We start from the raw sequence: 16,966 nt of genomic DNA, 5'->3' as shown, positions 1-16,966 counted from the left end.
CATCATGTCACCTGAGCGGCGCTGGGGACTGAAAACGTTGCGCCCGTCACACGTGTCAGGGCGCTTCGGCAGGCCTGCGAGCAGGCCCCCGAACCGTTTTAGTTGTCGCCCTTCAGAGCCGCACCCAGAATGTCGCCGAGCGAAGCGCCCGAGTCCGAGGAGCCGTACTGTTCCACGGCCTCTTTCTCTTCGGCGATCTCGCGGGCCTTGATCGACAGGCCCAGACGACGCGACTTCGAGTCCACGTTGGTCACGCGCACATCGACCTTGTCGCCCACGCCGAAGCGCTCGGGGCGCTGTTCGGCACGGTCGCGCGACAAGTCCGAACGGCGGATGAAGGACTTCATGCCTTCGTATTCCACCTCGATGCCGCCATCTTCGATCGCGGTCACTTCGACGGTGATGATCGAACCACGCTTCACGCCGCCCACGGCTTCGGCGAACTTGTCACCGCCCAGGGCTTTGATCGACAGCGAGATACGCTCCTTGTCGGTGTCCACTTCGGAGACCACGGCCTGAACCACGTCGCCCTTCTTGTATTCCTGGATGGCTTCCTCGCCACGCTGGTCCCAGGAGATGTCGGACAGGTGAACCATGCCGTCGATCTCGCCGTCGAGGCCGATGAACAGACCGAATTCGGTGATGTTCTTGACCTCGCCTTCGACCTCCGTGCCCTCGGGGTGGGTTTCGGCAAAGACTTCCCACGGGTTGCGCATGGTCTGCTTGAGACCCAGCGAAACGCGGCGCTTGGCGCTGTCGATTTCCAGCACCATGACTTCGACTTCCTGCGAGGTCGACACGATCTTGCCGGGGTGCACGTTCTTCTTGGTCCAGGACATTTCGGACACGTGGACCAGACCCTCGACACCCGGCTCCAGCTCGACGAACGCACCGTAGTCGGTGATGTTCGTGACGCGACCGGTGTGGGTCGTTTCGAGCGGGTACTTGGCAGCAACCAGATCCCACGGATCGTCCTGCAGCTGTTTCATGCCAAGGCTGATGCGGTGGGTTTCCTTGTTGATCTTGATGACCTGAACCTTGATGGTCTCACCGATCGACAGGATTTCCGACGGGTGGTTCACACGGCGCCATGCCATGTCGGTGACGTGCAGCAGGCCGTCGACACCGCCCAGGTCCACGAAGGCCCCGTATTCGGTGATGTTCTTGACGACACCGTCCACGGCCTGGCCTTCGGCCAGTTTGCCGATAACCTCGGCGCGCTGTTCGGCACGCGATTCTTCCAGGATGGCGCGGCGCGAGACAACGATGTTGCCACGACGGCGGTCCATTTTCAGGATCTGGAACGGCTGCTTCAGACCCATCAGCGGGCCGGCGTCACGCACGGGGCGCACGTCAACCTGCGAACCGGGCAGGAAGGCCACGGCACCGCCCAGGTCGACGGTGAAGCCGCCCTTGACGCGGCCGAAGATGGCGCCTTCGACGCGCTCTTCGTCTGCATAGGCTTTTTCCAGGCGATCCCAGGCTTCTTCGCGGCGGGCCATCTCACGCGAGATGACGGCTTCGCCACGAGCGTTCTCGGCGGCGCGCAGGTAGACTTCGACCTCGTCGCCAACGGCGATCTCGGGCGCTTCACCGGGGTTCGCGAATTCTTTGATATCAACGCGGCCTTCCATCTTGTAGCCGACGTCGATGATGGCTTGACCGGCCTCGATGGCGATGATCTTGCCTTTGACAACCGACCCTTCGGTCGGGGTGTCCATTTCGAAGCTTTCGTTCAGGAGGGCTTCGAATTCCTCCATGGTTGCTTTAGCGCACATACAGTTCAGTATCCTTCATAGTCGCTTTTCGGGCCATGCGGTTGTCTCCGCAGGTCTTTCAGGTTTCATTTGGCCGACAAGCCAGACGCAAAACAAAGAGGGCCGGATGGTTCCGACCCTGCTCGATTTTCCCTGCATCGCGGCATTTTCGCCTTGTCGACAGGGGGCGTGTAGACGGTTTTGCCCAACAAGACAAGGGGATTCGGCTTCCGGCACACGGGACGGCAAGGCCCCGCTTCCCCCTCGCGCCGGTGCCGCCTATAGTCGGCGAGGCAAAGCAAAGGGGAACCCATGGGCGTAGATTTGAGCCTCGCCAGCATTGTTGGCAACCTGTCCTACCTTTTTCTGGTTCTGGCAATGCTGCAGCGGTCGGTGTGGCGGGTCCGCGGCATGGTGGCGGCTTCGGCGGCCCTTGCGATACTGCACGCGCTGATCTGGGTCCAGGATCCGACCGACCTGTTGTGGCAGGTGGCCCTGTTGGTGGTGTCGCTCTACATGATCTCGCGCACGCTGCGTGCCCGGCGCGAAGGCGGTTTCTCCCCGGAGGAACACGCCTTTCGCCAGAACGCCCTGCCGGACCTGCCGCCGCAGAATATGCGGCGGTTGCTGGCCTTGGGTAATTGGGCAACCGGCACAGCGGGTGCCACGCTGACCGAACAGGGCAAACCGGTGCTCTACCTCTATTGGCTGGCCAGTGGCGGGGCCGACGTGGTCCTTGACGGCCAGCAGGTCGGCCTCCTGGACAGCGGCAATTTCATCGGGGAACTGTCGCTTCTCGAAGCTGGCCCGGCCACGGCAACAGTTACCCTGACCGGCGAAGCGCGCTACTGGATGGTCCCGGCGATCAAGCTGCGCGACCTGAAACGCGAGGAGCCGGAGCTCTGGGCCCCGGTCGAAGCGGCGCTGAGCCGTGATCTGGGCCGCAAGCTGCGCGAGATGAACGCGGGCGCGGTGGCGGGTTAGCCCCGCCGCGCCTCGACCGCGGCCACCGCCGCCGCGACGGCCTCGTCGATCGACATCCCGGAGGTGTCGATTGTCACCGCGTCTTCGGCGGGTTTCAGCGGGGCCTCTTCGCGTTCCCGATCACGCCGGTCGCGCGCCACCACATCTTCCAGAACCTGCGCGCGCGTGGTGTCGTGCCCCTGGCCGGTCAGCTCCAGAAAGCGCCGTTCCGCGCGCACCTCGGCAGAGGCGGTGACGAAGAGCTTGACCTGCGCATTCGGGCAAATCACCGTGCCGATGTCGCGCCCGTCCAGCACCGCGCCGCCATCGCGGGCGGCGAAACTGCGTTGGAAATCCACCAGCGCCGCGCGCACCTCGGGGATGACGGCCACCCGGCTGGCGGCCTGGGCAACTTCGGGGGTGCGCAGCTTGCCACCCAGATCGTCAGGGGTCAGCCCGCGCGCGGCCTCGACCGGGTCGGCGCCGCGCAGCACCCTGGCCCCGACCGCGCGATAGAGCAGCCCCGTATCCAGATGAGCAAACCCGAAATGCGCCGCTACCGCCTTTGAAACCGTGCCCTTGCCCGCCGCGGCCGGCCCGTCGATGGCCACCGTAAAGCCCGCCTGAAATGTCATGCTGCCCTCCGTTTCAGCCACCAGCGCCGCACCAGCCCCACGATCAGGATCCCCAGCGCCACCGGCACGGTCGAGGATTTCCAAACCGTCCAGCCGCTGGCGGTCGCAATCATCGCATCGGTCAGCGCCTGCGGCTCGACCCGCAGCATCGCGGAAACCGACGCGTTTTCAAGCCAGTCGAATGTCGCAGCCGCCACGGCCACCAGGCCGAGACCCCAGGCAGCCCGACGCGGGAAGAGCAGGTGATAGGCCAGCACCAGGCTGGCCGCCATGAGACCGGGATAGAGCGTGTCAAGCTTGTGCTGCACCCCGGAATAGAAGGCACGTTGATCTGTTCCCAGGGCCGACAGGTAGGCGCGTGCCTCATCACCCGAATAGCCCGCCGAGCGCAGGTCGAAAGGGAACATGCCATTCACCGCCAGGCGCGGCAGGGACCAGAACAGCATGGCCAGGTAGTTCGCCACCGTCAGGGCAAAGACCACCCAAAAGGCGCGTTTCAGGCTCATGCGGTCGACCGTACCAGCTGCGCGCCAAGCCCCTGCATCAGCGGCTCGAAAATCGGGAAGGAGGTGGCGATCGGCCCGCCGTCATCCACACTGACCGGCTTCTGCGACGCCATGCCAAGGCACATGAAGCTCATGGCGATGCGGTGGTCCAGATGGCTCGCGGCGGTCCCGCCGCCGGGCACGTTGCCTGCACCCAGCCCGGTAACGATCCACCAATCCGCACCATCTTCGACGGTCACACCATTGGCGCGCAGGCCCGAGGCCATCGCCTCGATCCGGTCGCTTTCCTTCACCCGCAACTCCTTCACGCCGCGCATCACGGTCTGACCAGAGGCATTGGCCGCCACCACCGACAGCACCGGGTATTCGTCGATCATGCTGGCGGCGCGCTCCGGCGGCACCTCGATGCCCTTCATGTCGGGGCTGTATTTGGCGCGCAGGTCGGCGACCGGTTCACCGCCCTCCTCGCGCATGTTCTCATATGTCAGATCCGCTCCCATCTCGCGCAGCGTGTCGAACAGGCCGGCGCGGGTCGGGTTTAGCCCGATATTCGGCACCAGAACGTCCGAGCCGGGCACGATCAGCGCCGCGCAGACCGGGAAGGCGGCCGAGGACGGGTCGCGGGGAACAACGATGTTTTGCGGCGTCAACTCGGGCTGTCCGGTCAGGGTAATGACGCGGCCCTCGTCCGTGTCCTCGACGGTGATTTCGGCACCGAAGCCCGCCAGCATCCGTTCGGTATGGTCGCGGGTCGCTTCCTTCTCGATCACCACGGTCTGGCCGGGGGCATTCAGCCCGGCCAGCAGCACGGCGGATTTGACCTGCGCAGACGGCATCGGCACGACATAACGCACCGGCACCGGATCGGCGGCCCCCACGATAGTCATCGGCAGGCGCCCGCCTTCGCGACCGACGGATTGCGCGCCGAACAGCGCCATTGGGTCAGTCACCCGGCCCATCGGGCGCGAGCGCAGAGAGGCGTCGCCGGTAAAAGTCGCGCTAATGCCGGTGGTCGCCATGGTCCCCATGATCAGGCGCACGCCGGTTCCCGCATTGCCGCAGTCGATCACGTCCCCGGGCTCGGCAAAGCCGCCCACGCCCACGCCGCTCACACGCCACTCGCCCGGACCGAGGTGTTCAACCCTGGCGCCAAAGGCGCGCATGGCCTCGGCGGTGGCCAGCACGTCCTCGCCTTCCAGGAGCCCCTCGATCCGCGTCTCGCCCACGGACAGCGCGCCCAGGATCAGACTGCGGTGGGAAATCGACTTGTCGCCGGGCACATGGGCCTCGCCTTTCAGGGGGCCGCAAGGGCGCGAGGTCATGGGAATGGCGGGGCCGTGTCCGGACATGGGGTTCCTCCTGTAGTTACACGGCTGATAGCGCACGCATTCGCGCCAAGCCAGCCCTGCGCTTTCATCTTTCCAAAAATATCCCCGCCGGAGGCCAAGCGCTCGCATGCGAGCGCGTCGGCCCGGCAGCACATTCGCAGAATGTGCGAGAGGGCAAAACGTGCCGCGCAGCGGCTCCCCCGCTCACACCCGGCGGAAGGTCAGATAATGGGGCCTGCGCCCTTCGCGCAATGCCTTCTGCTCATAGCGGGTCGAAATCCAGTCGCCCCAGGGCTTGCGCCAGTCCTGTGGCCCCTCGGCCATCCATTCAAACCCGGCCTTCGGCACCTCTTCCAGGGTCTGGCGCACATAGTCGGGAATGTCGGTGGCCACGCGAAATTCCGCGCCCGGTTTCAATACACGGTGCAGCGGCTCCAAGTGTTCAGGGGTAACGAAACGGCGCCGGTGATGACGCTTCTTCGGCCAGGGATCGGGGTAGAGCAGGAAAGCCTTCGAAATGCTCTCATCCGGCAACACGTCGAACATGTCGCGCACATCGCCCGGATGCACCGCGACATTGTTCGCCTCGGCCTTGCGCAACTTGCCCAGCAACATTGCGACCCCGTTGATGAAGGGTTCGCAGCCGATGATGCCCACCTCCGGGTTCGCCGCCGCCTGATGCACCATATGCTCGCCGCCGCCGAAGCCGACCTCAAGCCATACGGGCCTGTCACCGAACAGGCCGGGCAGGTCGATCGGGGTGCGCTCCGGGTTGTCTTCCCAGCTTACCTTGCCGGGAGAGAGCGCCGCCAGGTCCTCGTCCAGATAGGCCTGCTGGCTGTCACGCAGCCCCTTGGCCTTGAAGCGACCATAGAAATTGCGCCAGGGCGCGCCGGAGGGATGGGTCTTGGGGTGTTCGTCAGTCATGCCCGCGCCTATGCAACGCGGGCGCGCGCGGGTCAATAGCCGGCCGGCCCTCGGCGCAGGCCGCCGGGCTTATTGTGCATTTACGCACTGTCACTGTCCAAATATTCCGGATTATCAACTCAGCACACATAACTATCTTGCGCTCGACCCCCTCATGCGAGGGTGCCGGAAACACCACATCTCAGGAACACAGACATGGACAGACTGCAAAACTTCGCCGCCCCGACCGGGCGCCTCCTGCTGGCAATCATCTATATTGTCGCCGGCGCACAGAAAATCACCGGCTACGCCGGCACCCAGGGCTATATGGAAATGATGGGCGTGCCCGGCGCGCTCCTGCCGCTGGTCATCCTGACCGAACTGGGCGGCGGCATTGTGCTGGCGCTTGGCTGGCAGACCCGCCTTGTGGCCCTTGCACTGGCCGGTTTCAGCCTGCTCTCGGGCATTGTCTTTCACCTCGTCCCCTCTTTTGGCATGGAAGCGATGCAGGCCCAGGGCGAGATGATCAGCTTCATGAAGAACGTCAGCATCGCGGGTGGCATGCTGATGCTGGTGTCACTGGGCAGCGGCGCCTTCGCCCTGGACAACCGGCGGCAGGGCATCACGGCAACGGCCTGAACCGACCCCCTGCACAGACGGGGGCGAGACAACAGACAAGGGGCGGCCGATGGGCCGCCCCTCTCATTTCAACGGCACCCGACCGGATCAGACCGCTTTCTTCAGCGCCTCCACCAGATCGGTGCGCTCCCAGGAGAAGCCGCCATCGGCTTCGGGGGCGCGGCCGAAGTGGCCATAGGCCGCGGTGCGCTGGAAGATCGGCCGGTTCAGGCCAAGGTGCTCGCGAATGCCGCGCGGGGTCAGGTCCATGACACTCGCGACAGCCTTCTCGATTTCGGCCTCATGCACCTGGCCGGTGCCGTGCGTGTCGGCATAGATCGACAGCGGCTTGGCCACACCGATGGCGTAGGACAGCTGCAGGGTGCAGCGTTCGGCCATGCCGGCGGCAACGATGTTCTTGGCCAGGTAGCGCGCGGCATAGGCGGCCGAGCGGTCCACCTTGGTCGGATCCTTGCCGGAGAACGCCCCGCCGCCGTGCGGCGCCGCGCCGCCATAGGTGTCGACGATGATCTTGCGGCCTGTCAGGCCCGCATCCCCGTCCGGGCCGCCGATGACGAATTTGCCGGTCGGGTTGACGTGCCATTCGGTCCCGCCGTTGATCCATTCGGCCGGCATGCATTCGCGGATATAGGGCTCGACGATCGCGCGCACGTCGTCGCTGCTCATGTCCTCGTCCAGGTGCTGGGTCGACAGCACGATCGAGGTCACTTCGACCGGTTTGCCGTCCTCGTAGCGCAGGCTCAGCTGGCTCTTGGCATCCGGGCCCAGCTTCGGTTCCGCGCCGGACTTGCGCACCTCGGCAAGCCGGCGCAGGATCGCGTGCGAATACTGGATCGGCGCGGGCATCAGCTCGGGGGTTTCATTCACGGCATAGCCGAACATGATCCCCTGATCTCCGGCCCCGTCGCGGTCCACACCCTGCGCGATATGGGCGGATTGCTCGTGCAGGAAGTTCAGCACCCGGCAGGTGTTCCAGTGGAACTGCTCCTGCTCATACCCGATGTCCTTGATGCAGTCGCGGGCGATCTGGCTGATCGAGCCCATCATTGCCTTCAGGCGCTCCCGGTCCGACAGACCGACCTCGCCACCGATGACCACCATACCGCTGGTGGCGAAGGTCTCGCAGGCAACCCGCGCGAGCGGCTCCTCGGACAGGAATGCGTCCAGGACCGCATCGGAAATGCGGTCGCAGACTTTGTCCGGGTGCCCTTCCGAGACGCTCTCGGAAGTGAAAACATAGTTCTGTCGTGTCATGTGAAGTGCTCCATTAACCATGTCCCGCCACGCCAGGAAGCCGTTGTGACGGGTGTGTCTATCCGCGTTACATCCGCCGCGAGCCTGCGTCAACGGCAATTCGCCTGCGCCGGGCAAGGAGCCCGAGGCCGCCGCCGGCAAGCATCACGACCAATGCAAGGTTGCCAAACCGGGCGAATACCGTTTCCGGCAAGGCCCTGGGCAGGGTGGCATCAAGATATCCCTGCTGCCCCAGACCCAGCGACGAAGTGACGCGGCCCAGCGGGTCGATCACCGCGGATATTCCCGTATTGGCGGCCCGGACCACCGGCAGCCCCATCTCGATCGCGCGCATCCGGGCCTGGGCCAGGTGCTGCTGCGGCCCTGAGAAGGTGCCGAACCAGGCATCATTGGTAATCTGCAACACCCAGCCCGCCCGTTCGGGCGCGGCGCGCAGGTCGCGCGCAAAGATTGCCTCGTAACAGATCAGCGGCAGAGCCTTGCCTGCCGCGCCCAGATCCAGCACCCGGGCACCCGGACCCGGCGAATAGCCATAGCCGCGCTGCGAGGCAAAGGCGGTGATGCCGATCTGCGCAAGCAGGTTGCCACCGGGAATATATTCGCCGAAGGGCACCAGATGCGCCTTGTCGTAGACATCTTTCAGATTGCCCCCCGCGTCGATCACCGCCATGGAGTTGTAGTATCGCCCGGCCTCGGCCCGCTGGATGCCCAGCACGACGGGCGCCTGTGCCGCCGCTGCGGCCTGACGCAAAACCGGTTCCGCGTTGCGCAGAAGATAGGGCAGCGCGGTTTCCGGCCAGATCACAAGGTCGGGGGGGCGGTCGGCTGGCGCGGCGGAAAGCTCTAACTGCCGCGCGACGAAACGCGGCGCGTATTCCGGATCCCATTTCAGGTGCTGCGCCGCGTTGGGCTGGACCAGACGAAGGCGCACATCCGTCTCCCCCACCGGTCCCGCGCGCATCCCACCGGCCAACCAGGCCAGAGCAAGCCCCGACAGCGCCAGTCCGGCGGCAAGGCGCCCGGTCGTCAGGGCCGCCACCAGGACAAAAGTCAGGAAGGTCAATCCGGCCGCACCCACGTAAGCCGCCCCCTGCGCCAGCGGCGTATCGATCCAGATCCCTCCCGGCTCCCCCCAGGGAAAGCCGGTGAAAAGCCTGCCGCGCAGGAGCTCGGCCAGGCCCATGAAGATCGGCCAGGCCAGGGGCAATGCCTGACGGTCGACCCGCCACGCGAGGCCGGAGGCAGCGCCCCAGAACAGGGCCAACCCCCCTGCCATCAACAGGATGGCAAAGGGCGCCATCCAGCCATGACGCCAGGGGTCAACCAGGAAGGGTTGCACAATCCAGATCAGGGTCACGGCGAAAAAGCCCGCGCCCAGCGCCCAGCCGCGCCCGGCCGCCACGGGCCAGGTTCCGGCCCGGCGTACCAGCCAGGCCCCCAGCGCCAGCCCCAACACGGTCGCCGGCCAGAGACCGAAGGGGGCCTGCCCAAGCGCAGCCCCGGCCCCGGCCAGACCGGACCAGAGCGCGCCGCGCTCAGGCTTAGGCCACCGAGCCACCGTGCAACCTCACGCGCAACCGTTTGATCCGCCGGGGGTCGGCATCGACCACCTCGAATTCCACGCCCTCGGGATGGGGAATCATCTCGCCCCGCGCGGGCACGTGTCCGGACAGAAGAAAGACCAGGCCACCAAGCGTTTCGACCTCCTCGTCATCCTCTGCCAGCCCGTGCAGGCGCATGCCGATCTCGGCCTCGAACTCCTCCAGCGGGGCCCTGGCCTCGACCAGGTAACACCCCGGTTTCTCGGCCACCCACAGCGCGCCCTCCTCAAGGTCATGTTCATCTTCGATTTCGCCAATGACCTGTTCGATCAGGTCCTCGATCGTGACCAGCCCGTCCACACCACCATATTCATCGATCACCAGGGCCATGTGAATGCGCTCCGCCTGCATCTTCTGCAAAAGCACGCCGATGGGCATCGACGGAGGCACGTATTGCAGGGGGCGCAACAGCCCGCGCAGCTCGTATTCGGCCCCCGAGCCGTTGAACCCATGCCCCAGCGCGAAATCCTTCAGATGCACAAATCCGCAGGGGCTGTCCAGGGTGCCCTCGAACACGGGCAGCCGGGTCAGGCCGCTGTCGCGAAACAACTCGACCAGCTCGTCCTTTTCGATATCCACCGGGGCCGAGACGATCTCGGCCTTGGGCACCGCGACATCCTCGACCCGCATGCGGCGCAGGTTCACCATGCCCGGTACGGGCGTCACATGGGCGGGCTCCGGCGCCTCCGGCACCTCCTCGCCCGCGTCCAGGGGGCTGAGCGCCCCGATGATCCGGCTGAAAAAACCGCCCTGACTGTCGTCATCCTCGACCGGCGCGCTCCGCGCCGCCGCAGATGATCCCTCGCTACTTTCGCCCATCTTTCCTTTCCAACGGCGCGGAATTGCGCCTTTCAGCTTTCATATGGGTTCGAAATCCCCAGATTGCCAAGGATTTCCACCTCCAAACCTTCCATAAGACCTGCATCTTTGTCGTTAATGTGGTCATAACCCAACAGATGCAGGGTGCCATGGACCAGCAGATGGGTCACATGGGCGTCGAATTCCTTGCCCTGTTCGGCGGCCTCCCGCTGACAGGTCTCATAGGCAATGGCGATATCCCCCAGCTCCAGAGGCTCCCCAGGGGAATCAGGCTCGGCCCGCTCCGGTGCCTCCCCCGGTGCCTCCGCCCCGCGCTCCGTCGACGGCCAGGACAATACATTCGTTGCCCGCGCCTTGTCGCGAAACTCTCCGTTCAACCCGGCAATGCGCGCATCGTCACACGCCAGCAGAGACACGCCCCACCCCGCATCGTACCCCAGTTGCGCCATCACCGCGCCACAGGCCCGCGCGGCCAGAGCCTCCAGCCCGTCCCAGCGCGCATCTTCCTGAACCAGATCGACACTCATGCTTTCATCTTTCCGGAAATATCCTGGGGGGCTTGGGGGGCCAGCCCCCCATTCAACCAATCGAGCGTGGCGCAGCCACACCGCCGGATCACGCCTGCTTGGCGATATCCGCCGCGTCATAGGCCTCGATGATCCTGGCCACAAGCGCATGGCGCACCACGTCCTTGGCGGTGAAATAGTTGAAGGCGATCTGGTCGATGCCCTTCAGCAGCCCCTCCGCATCGCGCAACCCCGATTGCACCCCGCGCGGCAGATCAACCTGACTGCGGTCGCCGGTGATCACCATGCGCGAGCCCTCGCCCAGGCGGGTCAGGAACATCTTCATCTGCATCGTGGTCGCATTCTGCGCTTCGTCCAGCACCACGAAAGCGTTGGACAGGGTGCGGCCGCGCATGAATGCCAGAGGCGCAATCTCGATGCGCTTTTCTTCAATCAGCTTCGCCACCTGCTTGCCGGGCAGGAAGTCGTTCAGCGCATCATAAAGCGGCTGCATGTAGGGATCGACCTTGTCCTTCATGTCGCCGGGCAGATAGCCCAGCTTCTCGCCCGCCTCGACGGCCGGGCGCGACAGGATGATCCGGTCCACGTGACCGCCGATGAACATGTTCACGCCCACCGCCACGGCCAGGTAGGTCTTGCCGGTGCCCGCCGGCCCGATGCCGAAGGCAAGCTCGTTCCCGAACAGGCTCTGCACATAGGCCTTCTGCGCCTCGGTGCGCGGTTCGATCAGCTTCTTGCGGGTCTTGATCTCGACCCGCCCGCCCTTGAACAGCTCCATCTGGTCGCCTTCGCGCGCGCCGGTATCGGCTTCCGAGCCGCCCATGCGGATCTCGCCGTCAATGTCACCCGCCTCGATCGCGCGCCCGGTCTCAAGCCGCTGATAGAGCGCCTGCAGAACCGCCGCCGCCTGACCGCGGGCCCCGCCCTCGCCGATCAACGCCAATTGGTTGCCGCGGCGGATGATCTGGACCGAGAGCTGGTGTTCGATCTGGGCAAGGTTGCGGTCAAACTCGCCGCAGAGGTCGATCAGAAGCCGGTTGTCGGGAAACTCCATCAGGGTTTCGTGGACTTGTTCAGGTGCCGGCGGGGTCAGAGCGTCAATGCCCAAATCTTTCTCCGTTCAAGAGTGTGGTTTCCCCTCGATGGTGCCAAGCCCATCGAGGGGACGCAAGCCCGCAAAACGAAACTTCACGGGAATGAGACAAGAACGGCCGCCGGAGAACCCGGCGGCCGCGCAAGCTGGTGATATGTGAGTGCAGGCCCACTCAGTTGCCGTTGTCCGGGACGTAGTCGCGGATACCGGGGCTGCCCGACTGGTAGTCGCCGACCACCGTGCCCGGCGGGTAATTGTCGTCGCAGACCGGCAACCCGGATTTCGGATCGAACCGCCGGCCGGCATAGCCTTCGAGACCGTCGTCGATCATCCAGCCCTGGCAGCCGTCCGGGTCATAGACGATCGCGGCCTCGCCATCGGCGATACTCACATTGTCGTCGCCCCGATCCTCGTTGGTTGCGATCACCGCATTCGGATTTCCGGTATAGGGCTCCAGGCCACGGCCCTCGGCACATGCCGACAGGATCAGCGCGGACCCGATCAGGGCGAAAGAGAAGTTACGCGTCATCATTTGTCGTCCCACGTGTAGCACACCACCTCGACACGGCGGTTCTTCTGCATGTTGGCGGCGCTGTCATTCGGCGCGACCGGGCGGCGTTCTCCATAGCCGATCTCGCGTTCGACCACGGCGCCGACCGAGCGGGCCACCTTGGCAACCGAACGCGCGCGGCGCTGCGACAGGCGCATGTTGTATTCATCCGAGGCGCGGCTGTCGGTATGGCCGTAGATGGCATAGCCGAAGGCACCGGCATTGCGGAAGAACTCCTCAAGCCGCGCCTTGCCCGAGGCGGTCAGCCGCGCGCTGTCGGTCGGAAACAGCGTATCCGTGTTCTCTGTCAGGCAAATATTCTTTTCCAGACAGACCGGGCGTCCGGTCTCCGGATCCACGCGGTCCAGCATATAGCCTTCCAGACCGCCATCCGCCCACCAGTGCATGCAGCCGTCATTGTCCACCCAGAGGCCCCAGTCCACAGTGCCCGCGACCGGCGGCGGCGTGCTTTGCGCCAAGACCGGAGCAACCCCTCCCAGCGACAGGGCCGCGACGGCCATCACGCCAGACATTACTTTGCCAATTCTCTTCACCACTATCCCCCATCTGATCCTGTGCCCGGGGCCGTATGCCTCGGGCAGGTTTTGTCACGATGTATAGACAAGTCTAGCAAGTTTCGTGGGCTTTGGAAGAATGTTTTACCATATATTGTATCAGATTGATGAACGAAAGCAGACCCGAACGGCCATTGCCTGCCTGAGCAGGAACAGTTCCCCGGAAATCGCACCAAGCGGATACAGCGGGGCGCTCGCGCGACCCGGCCGGGCTTGAACTTGGCGGTGTCGCCGTGACCTGCGGGTCAGTCGATCAACTGACCACCCAAAGAATTCGGCCCGCTTTCGGTGATGCGCACCCGGCGCAGATCGCCCTTCTGAACGTCCGGCGCCTGCACATAAACCGCGTGCAGGTGGTCCGACTTGCCGACCATCTGGCCGTCGAGGCGGCCGGGCTTTTCGAACAGCACGCCGACCTCCTGGCCGACCATCGCATCCTGCACCGCGCGCTGCTGTTCGGTGATCAGCGCCTGCAACTGGTAAAGACGCTGGCTGGCCACCGCGTCCTCGACCTGCGCGCGTTCCGCCGCCGGGGTGCCCGGGCGGGTCGAATATTTGAAGCTGAACGCCTGACCGTATTTGACTTCGCGGATCAGATCCATCGTGGCCTGGAAATCCGCATCGCTTTCTTCCGGGAAGCCGACGATGAAATCGCCCGAAATCAGGATGTCCGGCCGCGCCGCGCGGATGCGCTCGATCAGCCGCAGGTAGCTGTCTGCGGTATGCGAGCGGTTCATGCGTTTCAGGATGAAATCCGAGCCCGACTGAACCGGCAGATGCAGGTAGGGCATCAGCTTTTCGCATTCGCCATGGGCTTCGATCAGCGCGTCGTCCATGTCGTTCGGGTGCGAGGTGGTGAAACGGATACGCTCCAGCCCGTCGACGTCATTCAGCGCCCAGATCAGTTTGGCCAGCGACCAATCCCCATCAGGGCCCTCTCCATGGTAGCCGTTCACGTTCTGGCCCAGCAGGGTGATCTCGCGCACACCGCGTTCGACCAGTTCATTCGCCTCGCGCAGGATGCGCTCGACCGGGCGGCTGACCTCGACACCCCGTGTATAGGGCACCACGCAGAAGGCGCAGAACTTGTCGCAGCCCTCCTGAACGGTCAAAAAGGCGGTCGGGTTGCGCTGCGGCAGGGGGCGTTTGGGGAGGTGTTCGAACTTGTCCTCTTCGGGGAAGTCCGTATCCAGCGCCTTTTCGCCCTGATTCACCTGTTCCATCATCGAAGGCAGGCGGTGATAGGTCTGCGGGCCGACCACCAGGTCGACCATCGGCTGACGGCGCATGATTTCTTCGCCCTCGGCCTGGGCCACGCAGCCGGCGACGCCGATCTTCAGGTCCGGCTTGTCGGCCTTCAGCCCCTTGTAGCGCCCCAGTTCCGAATAGACCTTCTCGGCGGCCTTTTCGCGGATGTGGCAGGTATTGAGCAGGATCATGTCCGCGTCATCGGGACTGTCCGTCTGCTCATAGCCATCCGCGCCCAGCGCTTCGGCCATGCGTTCACTGTCATAGACGTTCATCTGGCAGCCATAGGTGCGGATGAAGAGCTTTTTCGGATCGGACATGTGACGGATTCCCGGCTTGGATCAGGCGGCGGTTCTACGGGAAATCCGGTTTGCGTGCAATATCACCGCGGCGCGGGTCATTCCATTCCCCGGCGCTCACGGCTCCGGCCCACGCCCCCACCCTTGCAAACCCTTTGGATTTCATGGAATTTTAACCAGGCATCTGCCATAGGCAGAGATGGGAGAGTACGCATGTATCATACCGGTCTGAAAGCGTTCCTGCGCGACGGCAAATCGGCGTTGGCCAAGGGGCCGGTGGCGATGATCTTTGCCGAGGATCTGGTCGAGGTCGATACGACCGTTCGCCACCACCAAATGGCAGGGTTCGCCCAGGTGCTGCTGTTTGCCCCCGACGAGCTGACCCTGCCCGAGGATCTCTCGGATACCGTTCACCGTATCCGCTATGACCTGTCGGACGGCAACGCCTTGACCGAGGCCGTGAATGCGGTGATCGAGGCCGCCGAGGGGATCTGGCTCTACTACTGCTACAATGCCGAATATCTGTTCCACCCGTTTTGCGAGACCCGAAATGTCCGCGAAATGCTGGCTTTCCACGCCGAGGAACGGCGCAATTCGGTGCTGACCTACGTGGTGGACCTCTATGCCGACGACCTGGGCCGCTTTCCCGATGCGGTCTCGCTGGAGAACGCCTGGCTCGACAAATCCGGTTATTACGCGCTGGGTCGACCGGACGAGAAAGGCCACCCGAAGGAACGCCAGCTCGACTTCTTCGGCGGGCTGCGCTGGCGGTTCGAGGAACACATCCCCAAACATCGCCGCAAGATCGACCGCATCTCGCTGTTCCGCGCAAAAAAGGGGCTACGCCTGCGTCCCGACCACACGTTCAATGACGAGGAATACAACACCTATTCCTGTCCCTGGCATCACAATATCACCACCGCCATCGTCAGTTTCCGCACCGCCAAGGCGCTGAAGTCGAACGCCGGGTCGACTTTCGACATCCACACGTTCAGATGGCACAACTCGACCGAGTTCGACTGGTCCTCGCAACAGCTCCTGGATCTGGGGTTGATGGAACCCGGGCAGTGGTTCTGAGCGGTTTCCCTCCCGGGAGGTAGGCTCCCGAATAACAGGTTTACATCGCTGCCCTGCCCCCTATCCTGCCCGGGTCCATACGAGTACCCGTGACATCGGCCTCGTTCATCCATTCCCAAGACAGACGAGGTATCCCATGACCGAAGTGAAATCGGGCGACAAGGTGCGCATCCACTATACCGGCAGCCTGGAGGACGGATCGGTCTTCGACAGCTCCGAGGGGCGCGATCCGCTGGAATTCACCGTGGGGTCCGGCATGGTCATCGTCGGGCTGGACCGCGAGCTGCCCGGCATGAGCGTGGGCGAGAAGAAGAACGTCTCGATCCCCGCCGCCGACGCCTACGGCGACCATGACCCCCAGGGCCTGCTGGAAGTCCCGCGCGGTGAGATCCCCGCCGAAATCCCGCTGGAAATCGGCACTCAGCTGCAGATGCGCAGCCCCGATGGCCGCGCCATGCCCGTCACCGTTGCAAAAGTAACTGACGAGACCGTGACCATGGACGCCAACCACTTTCTGGCCGGCAAGACCCTGATCTTCGACTTCGAGGTCGTGTCGATCGGCTGATCGCCCCCGCCCGGGGGCTGCGGGGTGGAAGGCCACTCCGCCAGCCCCGCGCGGAAGGTGGATTTTGCCGGGAGCGGCGCACCGGGCGGGTCATCCGCGTTGGGTGCGGAAACCGGTCCCGCCCCGCTCAGGCCGCGTAGAGCCTGAGCACCTTCAGGGGGACAACTTCCAACGCGCGGCCGTGGGTCGCCTGCAGCACCACGCGCGGCGCGCAGCCCTCGTCATGAGCCTGCAGAAAGCGTGCGGCACAGAGGCACCAGTGATCCCCGGCCATCAGCCCCTCGAAGCCAAACTCGGGGCGCGGTGTGGTCAGGTCGTTGCCGACATATTTCGAAAACGCCAGGAACTCATCCGTCATGATCGCGCAGACCGTGTGGTTGCCCATGTCCGCGTCGCAGGTGTTGCAGTGGCCATCGCGGAAATAGCCAGTTACCGGGTCGCGGCCGCATTCGATCAGCTCACCGCCCAGCACATTGATCGGCTTGTCCGGTTCCGGTCTCATTCTGGCGCCCCTTCCAACTTCCCGGCAATCTGGCGGAACATGGCAATATTGCCGTCCGTCACGCCGCTTTCCTTGAACAGCCTATCCGAAGAGTTCATCGCGATCACCACCCCGCGTGGCCG

At 64.5% G+C, this 16,966-nt stretch carries 18 protein-coding genes and 1 riboswitch; of the genes, 4 read left to right on the top strand and 14 right to left on the bottom strand.

Translation table 11 applies throughout. The features are described 5' to 3' along the window. Window positions 1-98: 98 nt before the first annotated feature. The gene (gene rpsA / locus Q1V43_RS09235; protein WP_300516849.1) at window positions 99-1,778 is read right to left on the bottom strand and encodes a 30S ribosomal protein S1; all 1,680 of its coding nucleotides are present in this window, start codon (window positions 1,776-1,778) and stop codon (window positions 99-101) included. A 291-nt stretch (window positions 1,779-2,069) separates the two neighbouring features. Here rpsA and Q1V43_RS09230 point away from each other — a divergent pair, with 291 nt between their 5' ends. Then, window positions 2,070-2,741: a cyclic nucleotide-binding domain-containing protein gene (locus Q1V43_RS09230; RefSeq protein WP_300516847.1), complete on the top strand. Its 672-nt coding sequence runs from the start codon at window positions 2,070-2,072 to the stop codon at window positions 2,739-2,741. Here the strand turns inward: Q1V43_RS09230 and cmk are convergent. The 4 genes from cmk to Q1V43_RS09210 all read right to left on the bottom strand — a co-directional run bounded on the left by cmk (window position 2,738) and on the right by Q1V43_RS09210 (window position 6,116). Continuing rightward, a complete protein-coding gene (cmk, locus tag Q1V43_RS09225) occupies window positions 2,738-3,355 on the bottom strand; it encodes a (d)CMP kinase (RefSeq protein WP_300516845.1) in 618 nt (205 codons plus the stop codon). The genes Q1V43_RS09230 and cmk overlap by 4 nt on opposite strands. After that, the gene (locus Q1V43_RS09220; RefSeq protein WP_300516843.1) at window positions 3,352-3,861 is read right to left on the bottom strand and encodes a hypothetical protein; all 510 of its coding nucleotides are present in this window, start codon (window positions 3,859-3,861) and stop codon (window positions 3,352-3,354) included. The genes cmk and Q1V43_RS09220 overlap by 4 nt, the downstream gene beginning before the upstream one ends. Further along, on the bottom strand, window positions 3,858-5,210 hold the full coding sequence (gene aroA / locus Q1V43_RS09215; protein ID WP_300516842.1) for a 3-phosphoshikimate 1-carboxyvinyltransferase: 1,353 nt from the start codon (window positions 5,208-5,210) through the stop codon (window positions 3,858-3,860). The genes Q1V43_RS09220 and aroA overlap by 4 nt, the downstream gene beginning before the upstream one ends. A gap of 183 nt (window positions 5,211-5,393) precedes the next feature. Continuing rightward, a complete protein-coding gene (locus Q1V43_RS09210) occupies window positions 5,394-6,116 on the bottom strand; it encodes a tRNA (guanine(46)-N(7))-methyltransferase TrmB (protein WP_300516841.1) in 723 nt (240 codons plus the stop codon). 195 nt (window positions 6,117-6,311) lie between these two features. Here Q1V43_RS09210 and Q1V43_RS09205 point away from each other — a divergent pair, with 195 nt between their 5' ends. Next, window positions 6,312-6,734, top strand: a complete 423-nt coding sequence (locus Q1V43_RS09205) for a DoxX family protein (protein WP_300516840.1) — start codon at window positions 6,312-6,314, stop codon at window positions 6,732-6,734. A gap of 87 nt (window positions 6,735-6,821) precedes the next feature. Here Q1V43_RS09205 and metK read toward each other — a convergent pair whose 3' ends face one another. The 8 genes from metK to miaB all read right to left on the bottom strand — a co-directional run bounded on the left by metK (window position 6,822) and on the right by miaB (window position 14,721). Then, on the bottom strand, window positions 6,822-7,988 hold the full coding sequence (gene metK, locus Q1V43_RS09200; RefSeq protein ID WP_300516839.1) for a methionine adenosyltransferase: 1,167 nt from the start codon (window positions 7,986-7,988) through the stop codon (window positions 6,822-6,824). Between the two features lie 6 nt (window positions 7,989-7,994). Beyond that, window positions 7,995-8,043: riboswitch (SAM-SAH riboswitch) on the bottom strand. Window positions 8,044-8,055: 12 nt separating this feature from the next. Then, on the bottom strand, window positions 8,056-9,546 hold the full coding sequence (gene lnt / locus Q1V43_RS09195) for an apolipoprotein N-acyltransferase (RefSeq protein WP_300516838.1): 1,491 nt from the start codon (window positions 9,544-9,546) through the stop codon (window positions 8,056-8,058). Beyond that, window positions 9,530-10,408: a hemolysin family protein gene (locus tag Q1V43_RS09190; RefSeq protein WP_300516837.1), complete on the bottom strand. Its 879-nt coding sequence runs from the start codon at window positions 10,406-10,408 to the stop codon at window positions 9,530-9,532. Before Q1V43_RS09190 ends, lnt begins: the two co-directional genes overlap by 17 nt. Window positions 10,409-10,440: 32 nt before the next feature. After that, the gene (gene ybeY / locus Q1V43_RS09185; RefSeq protein WP_300516836.1) at window positions 10,441-10,935 is read right to left on the bottom strand and encodes an rRNA maturation RNase YbeY; all 495 of its coding nucleotides are present in this window, start codon (window positions 10,933-10,935) and stop codon (window positions 10,441-10,443) included. Window positions 10,936-11,023: 88 nt separating this feature from the next. Further along, on the bottom strand, window positions 11,024-11,989 hold the full coding sequence (locus tag Q1V43_RS09180; protein WP_300516835.1) for a PhoH family protein: 966 nt from the start codon (window positions 11,987-11,989) through the stop codon (window positions 11,024-11,026). Between the two features lie 211 nt (window positions 11,990-12,200). Next, a complete protein-coding gene (locus Q1V43_RS09175) occupies window positions 12,201-12,560 on the bottom strand; it encodes a hypothetical protein (protein WP_300516833.1) in 360 nt (119 codons plus the stop codon). Continuing rightward, entirely contained in the window at window positions 12,557-13,132 is a 576-nt protein-coding gene (locus Q1V43_RS09170; RefSeq protein ID WP_366146214.1) for an OmpA family protein, read from the bottom strand. Before Q1V43_RS09170 ends, Q1V43_RS09175 begins: the two co-directional genes overlap by 4 nt. Before the next feature lie 266 nt (window positions 13,133-13,398). Continuing rightward, a complete protein-coding gene (gene miaB / locus Q1V43_RS09165; RefSeq protein ID WP_300516831.1) occupies window positions 13,399-14,721 on the bottom strand; it encodes a tRNA (N6-isopentenyl adenosine(37)-C2)-methylthiotransferase MiaB in 1,323 nt (440 codons plus the stop codon). Between the two features lie 192 nt (window positions 14,722-14,913). Between miaB and Q1V43_RS09160 the strand changes: the two genes are divergently transcribed. Both Q1V43_RS09160 and Q1V43_RS09155 read left to right on the top strand, forming a co-directional pair. Further along, window positions 14,914-15,777 (top strand): hypothetical protein, encoded by an 864-nt coding sequence (locus tag Q1V43_RS09160; protein WP_300516830.1) that lies wholly within the window; start codon window positions 14,914-14,916, stop codon window positions 15,775-15,777. A 136-nt stretch (window positions 15,778-15,913) separates the two neighbouring features. Next, window positions 15,914-16,342 carry a peptidylprolyl isomerase gene (locus tag Q1V43_RS09155; RefSeq protein WP_300516828.1) on the top strand — a complete coding sequence of 143 codons (429 nt, stop codon included), beginning with the start codon at window positions 15,914-15,916 and terminating at the stop codon, window positions 16,340-16,342. 127 nt (window positions 16,343-16,469) lie between these two features. Here the strand turns inward: Q1V43_RS09155 and Q1V43_RS09150 are convergent, their stop codons facing one another. Further along, window positions 16,470-16,844 (bottom strand): DUF2237 domain-containing protein, encoded by a 375-nt coding sequence (locus tag Q1V43_RS09150; protein WP_300516826.1) that lies wholly within the window; start codon window positions 16,842-16,844, stop codon window positions 16,470-16,472. Window positions 16,845-16,966 lie beyond the last annotated feature (122 nt).

Source organism: Aliiroseovarius sp., assembly GCF_030148435.1.
Lineage (GTDB): Bacteria > Pseudomonadota > Alphaproteobacteria > Rhodobacterales > Rhodobacteraceae > JASBTN01.
Note: the sequence above shows the minus strand (reverse complement) of the source record. Positions and strands in the feature narration are given on the sequence as shown.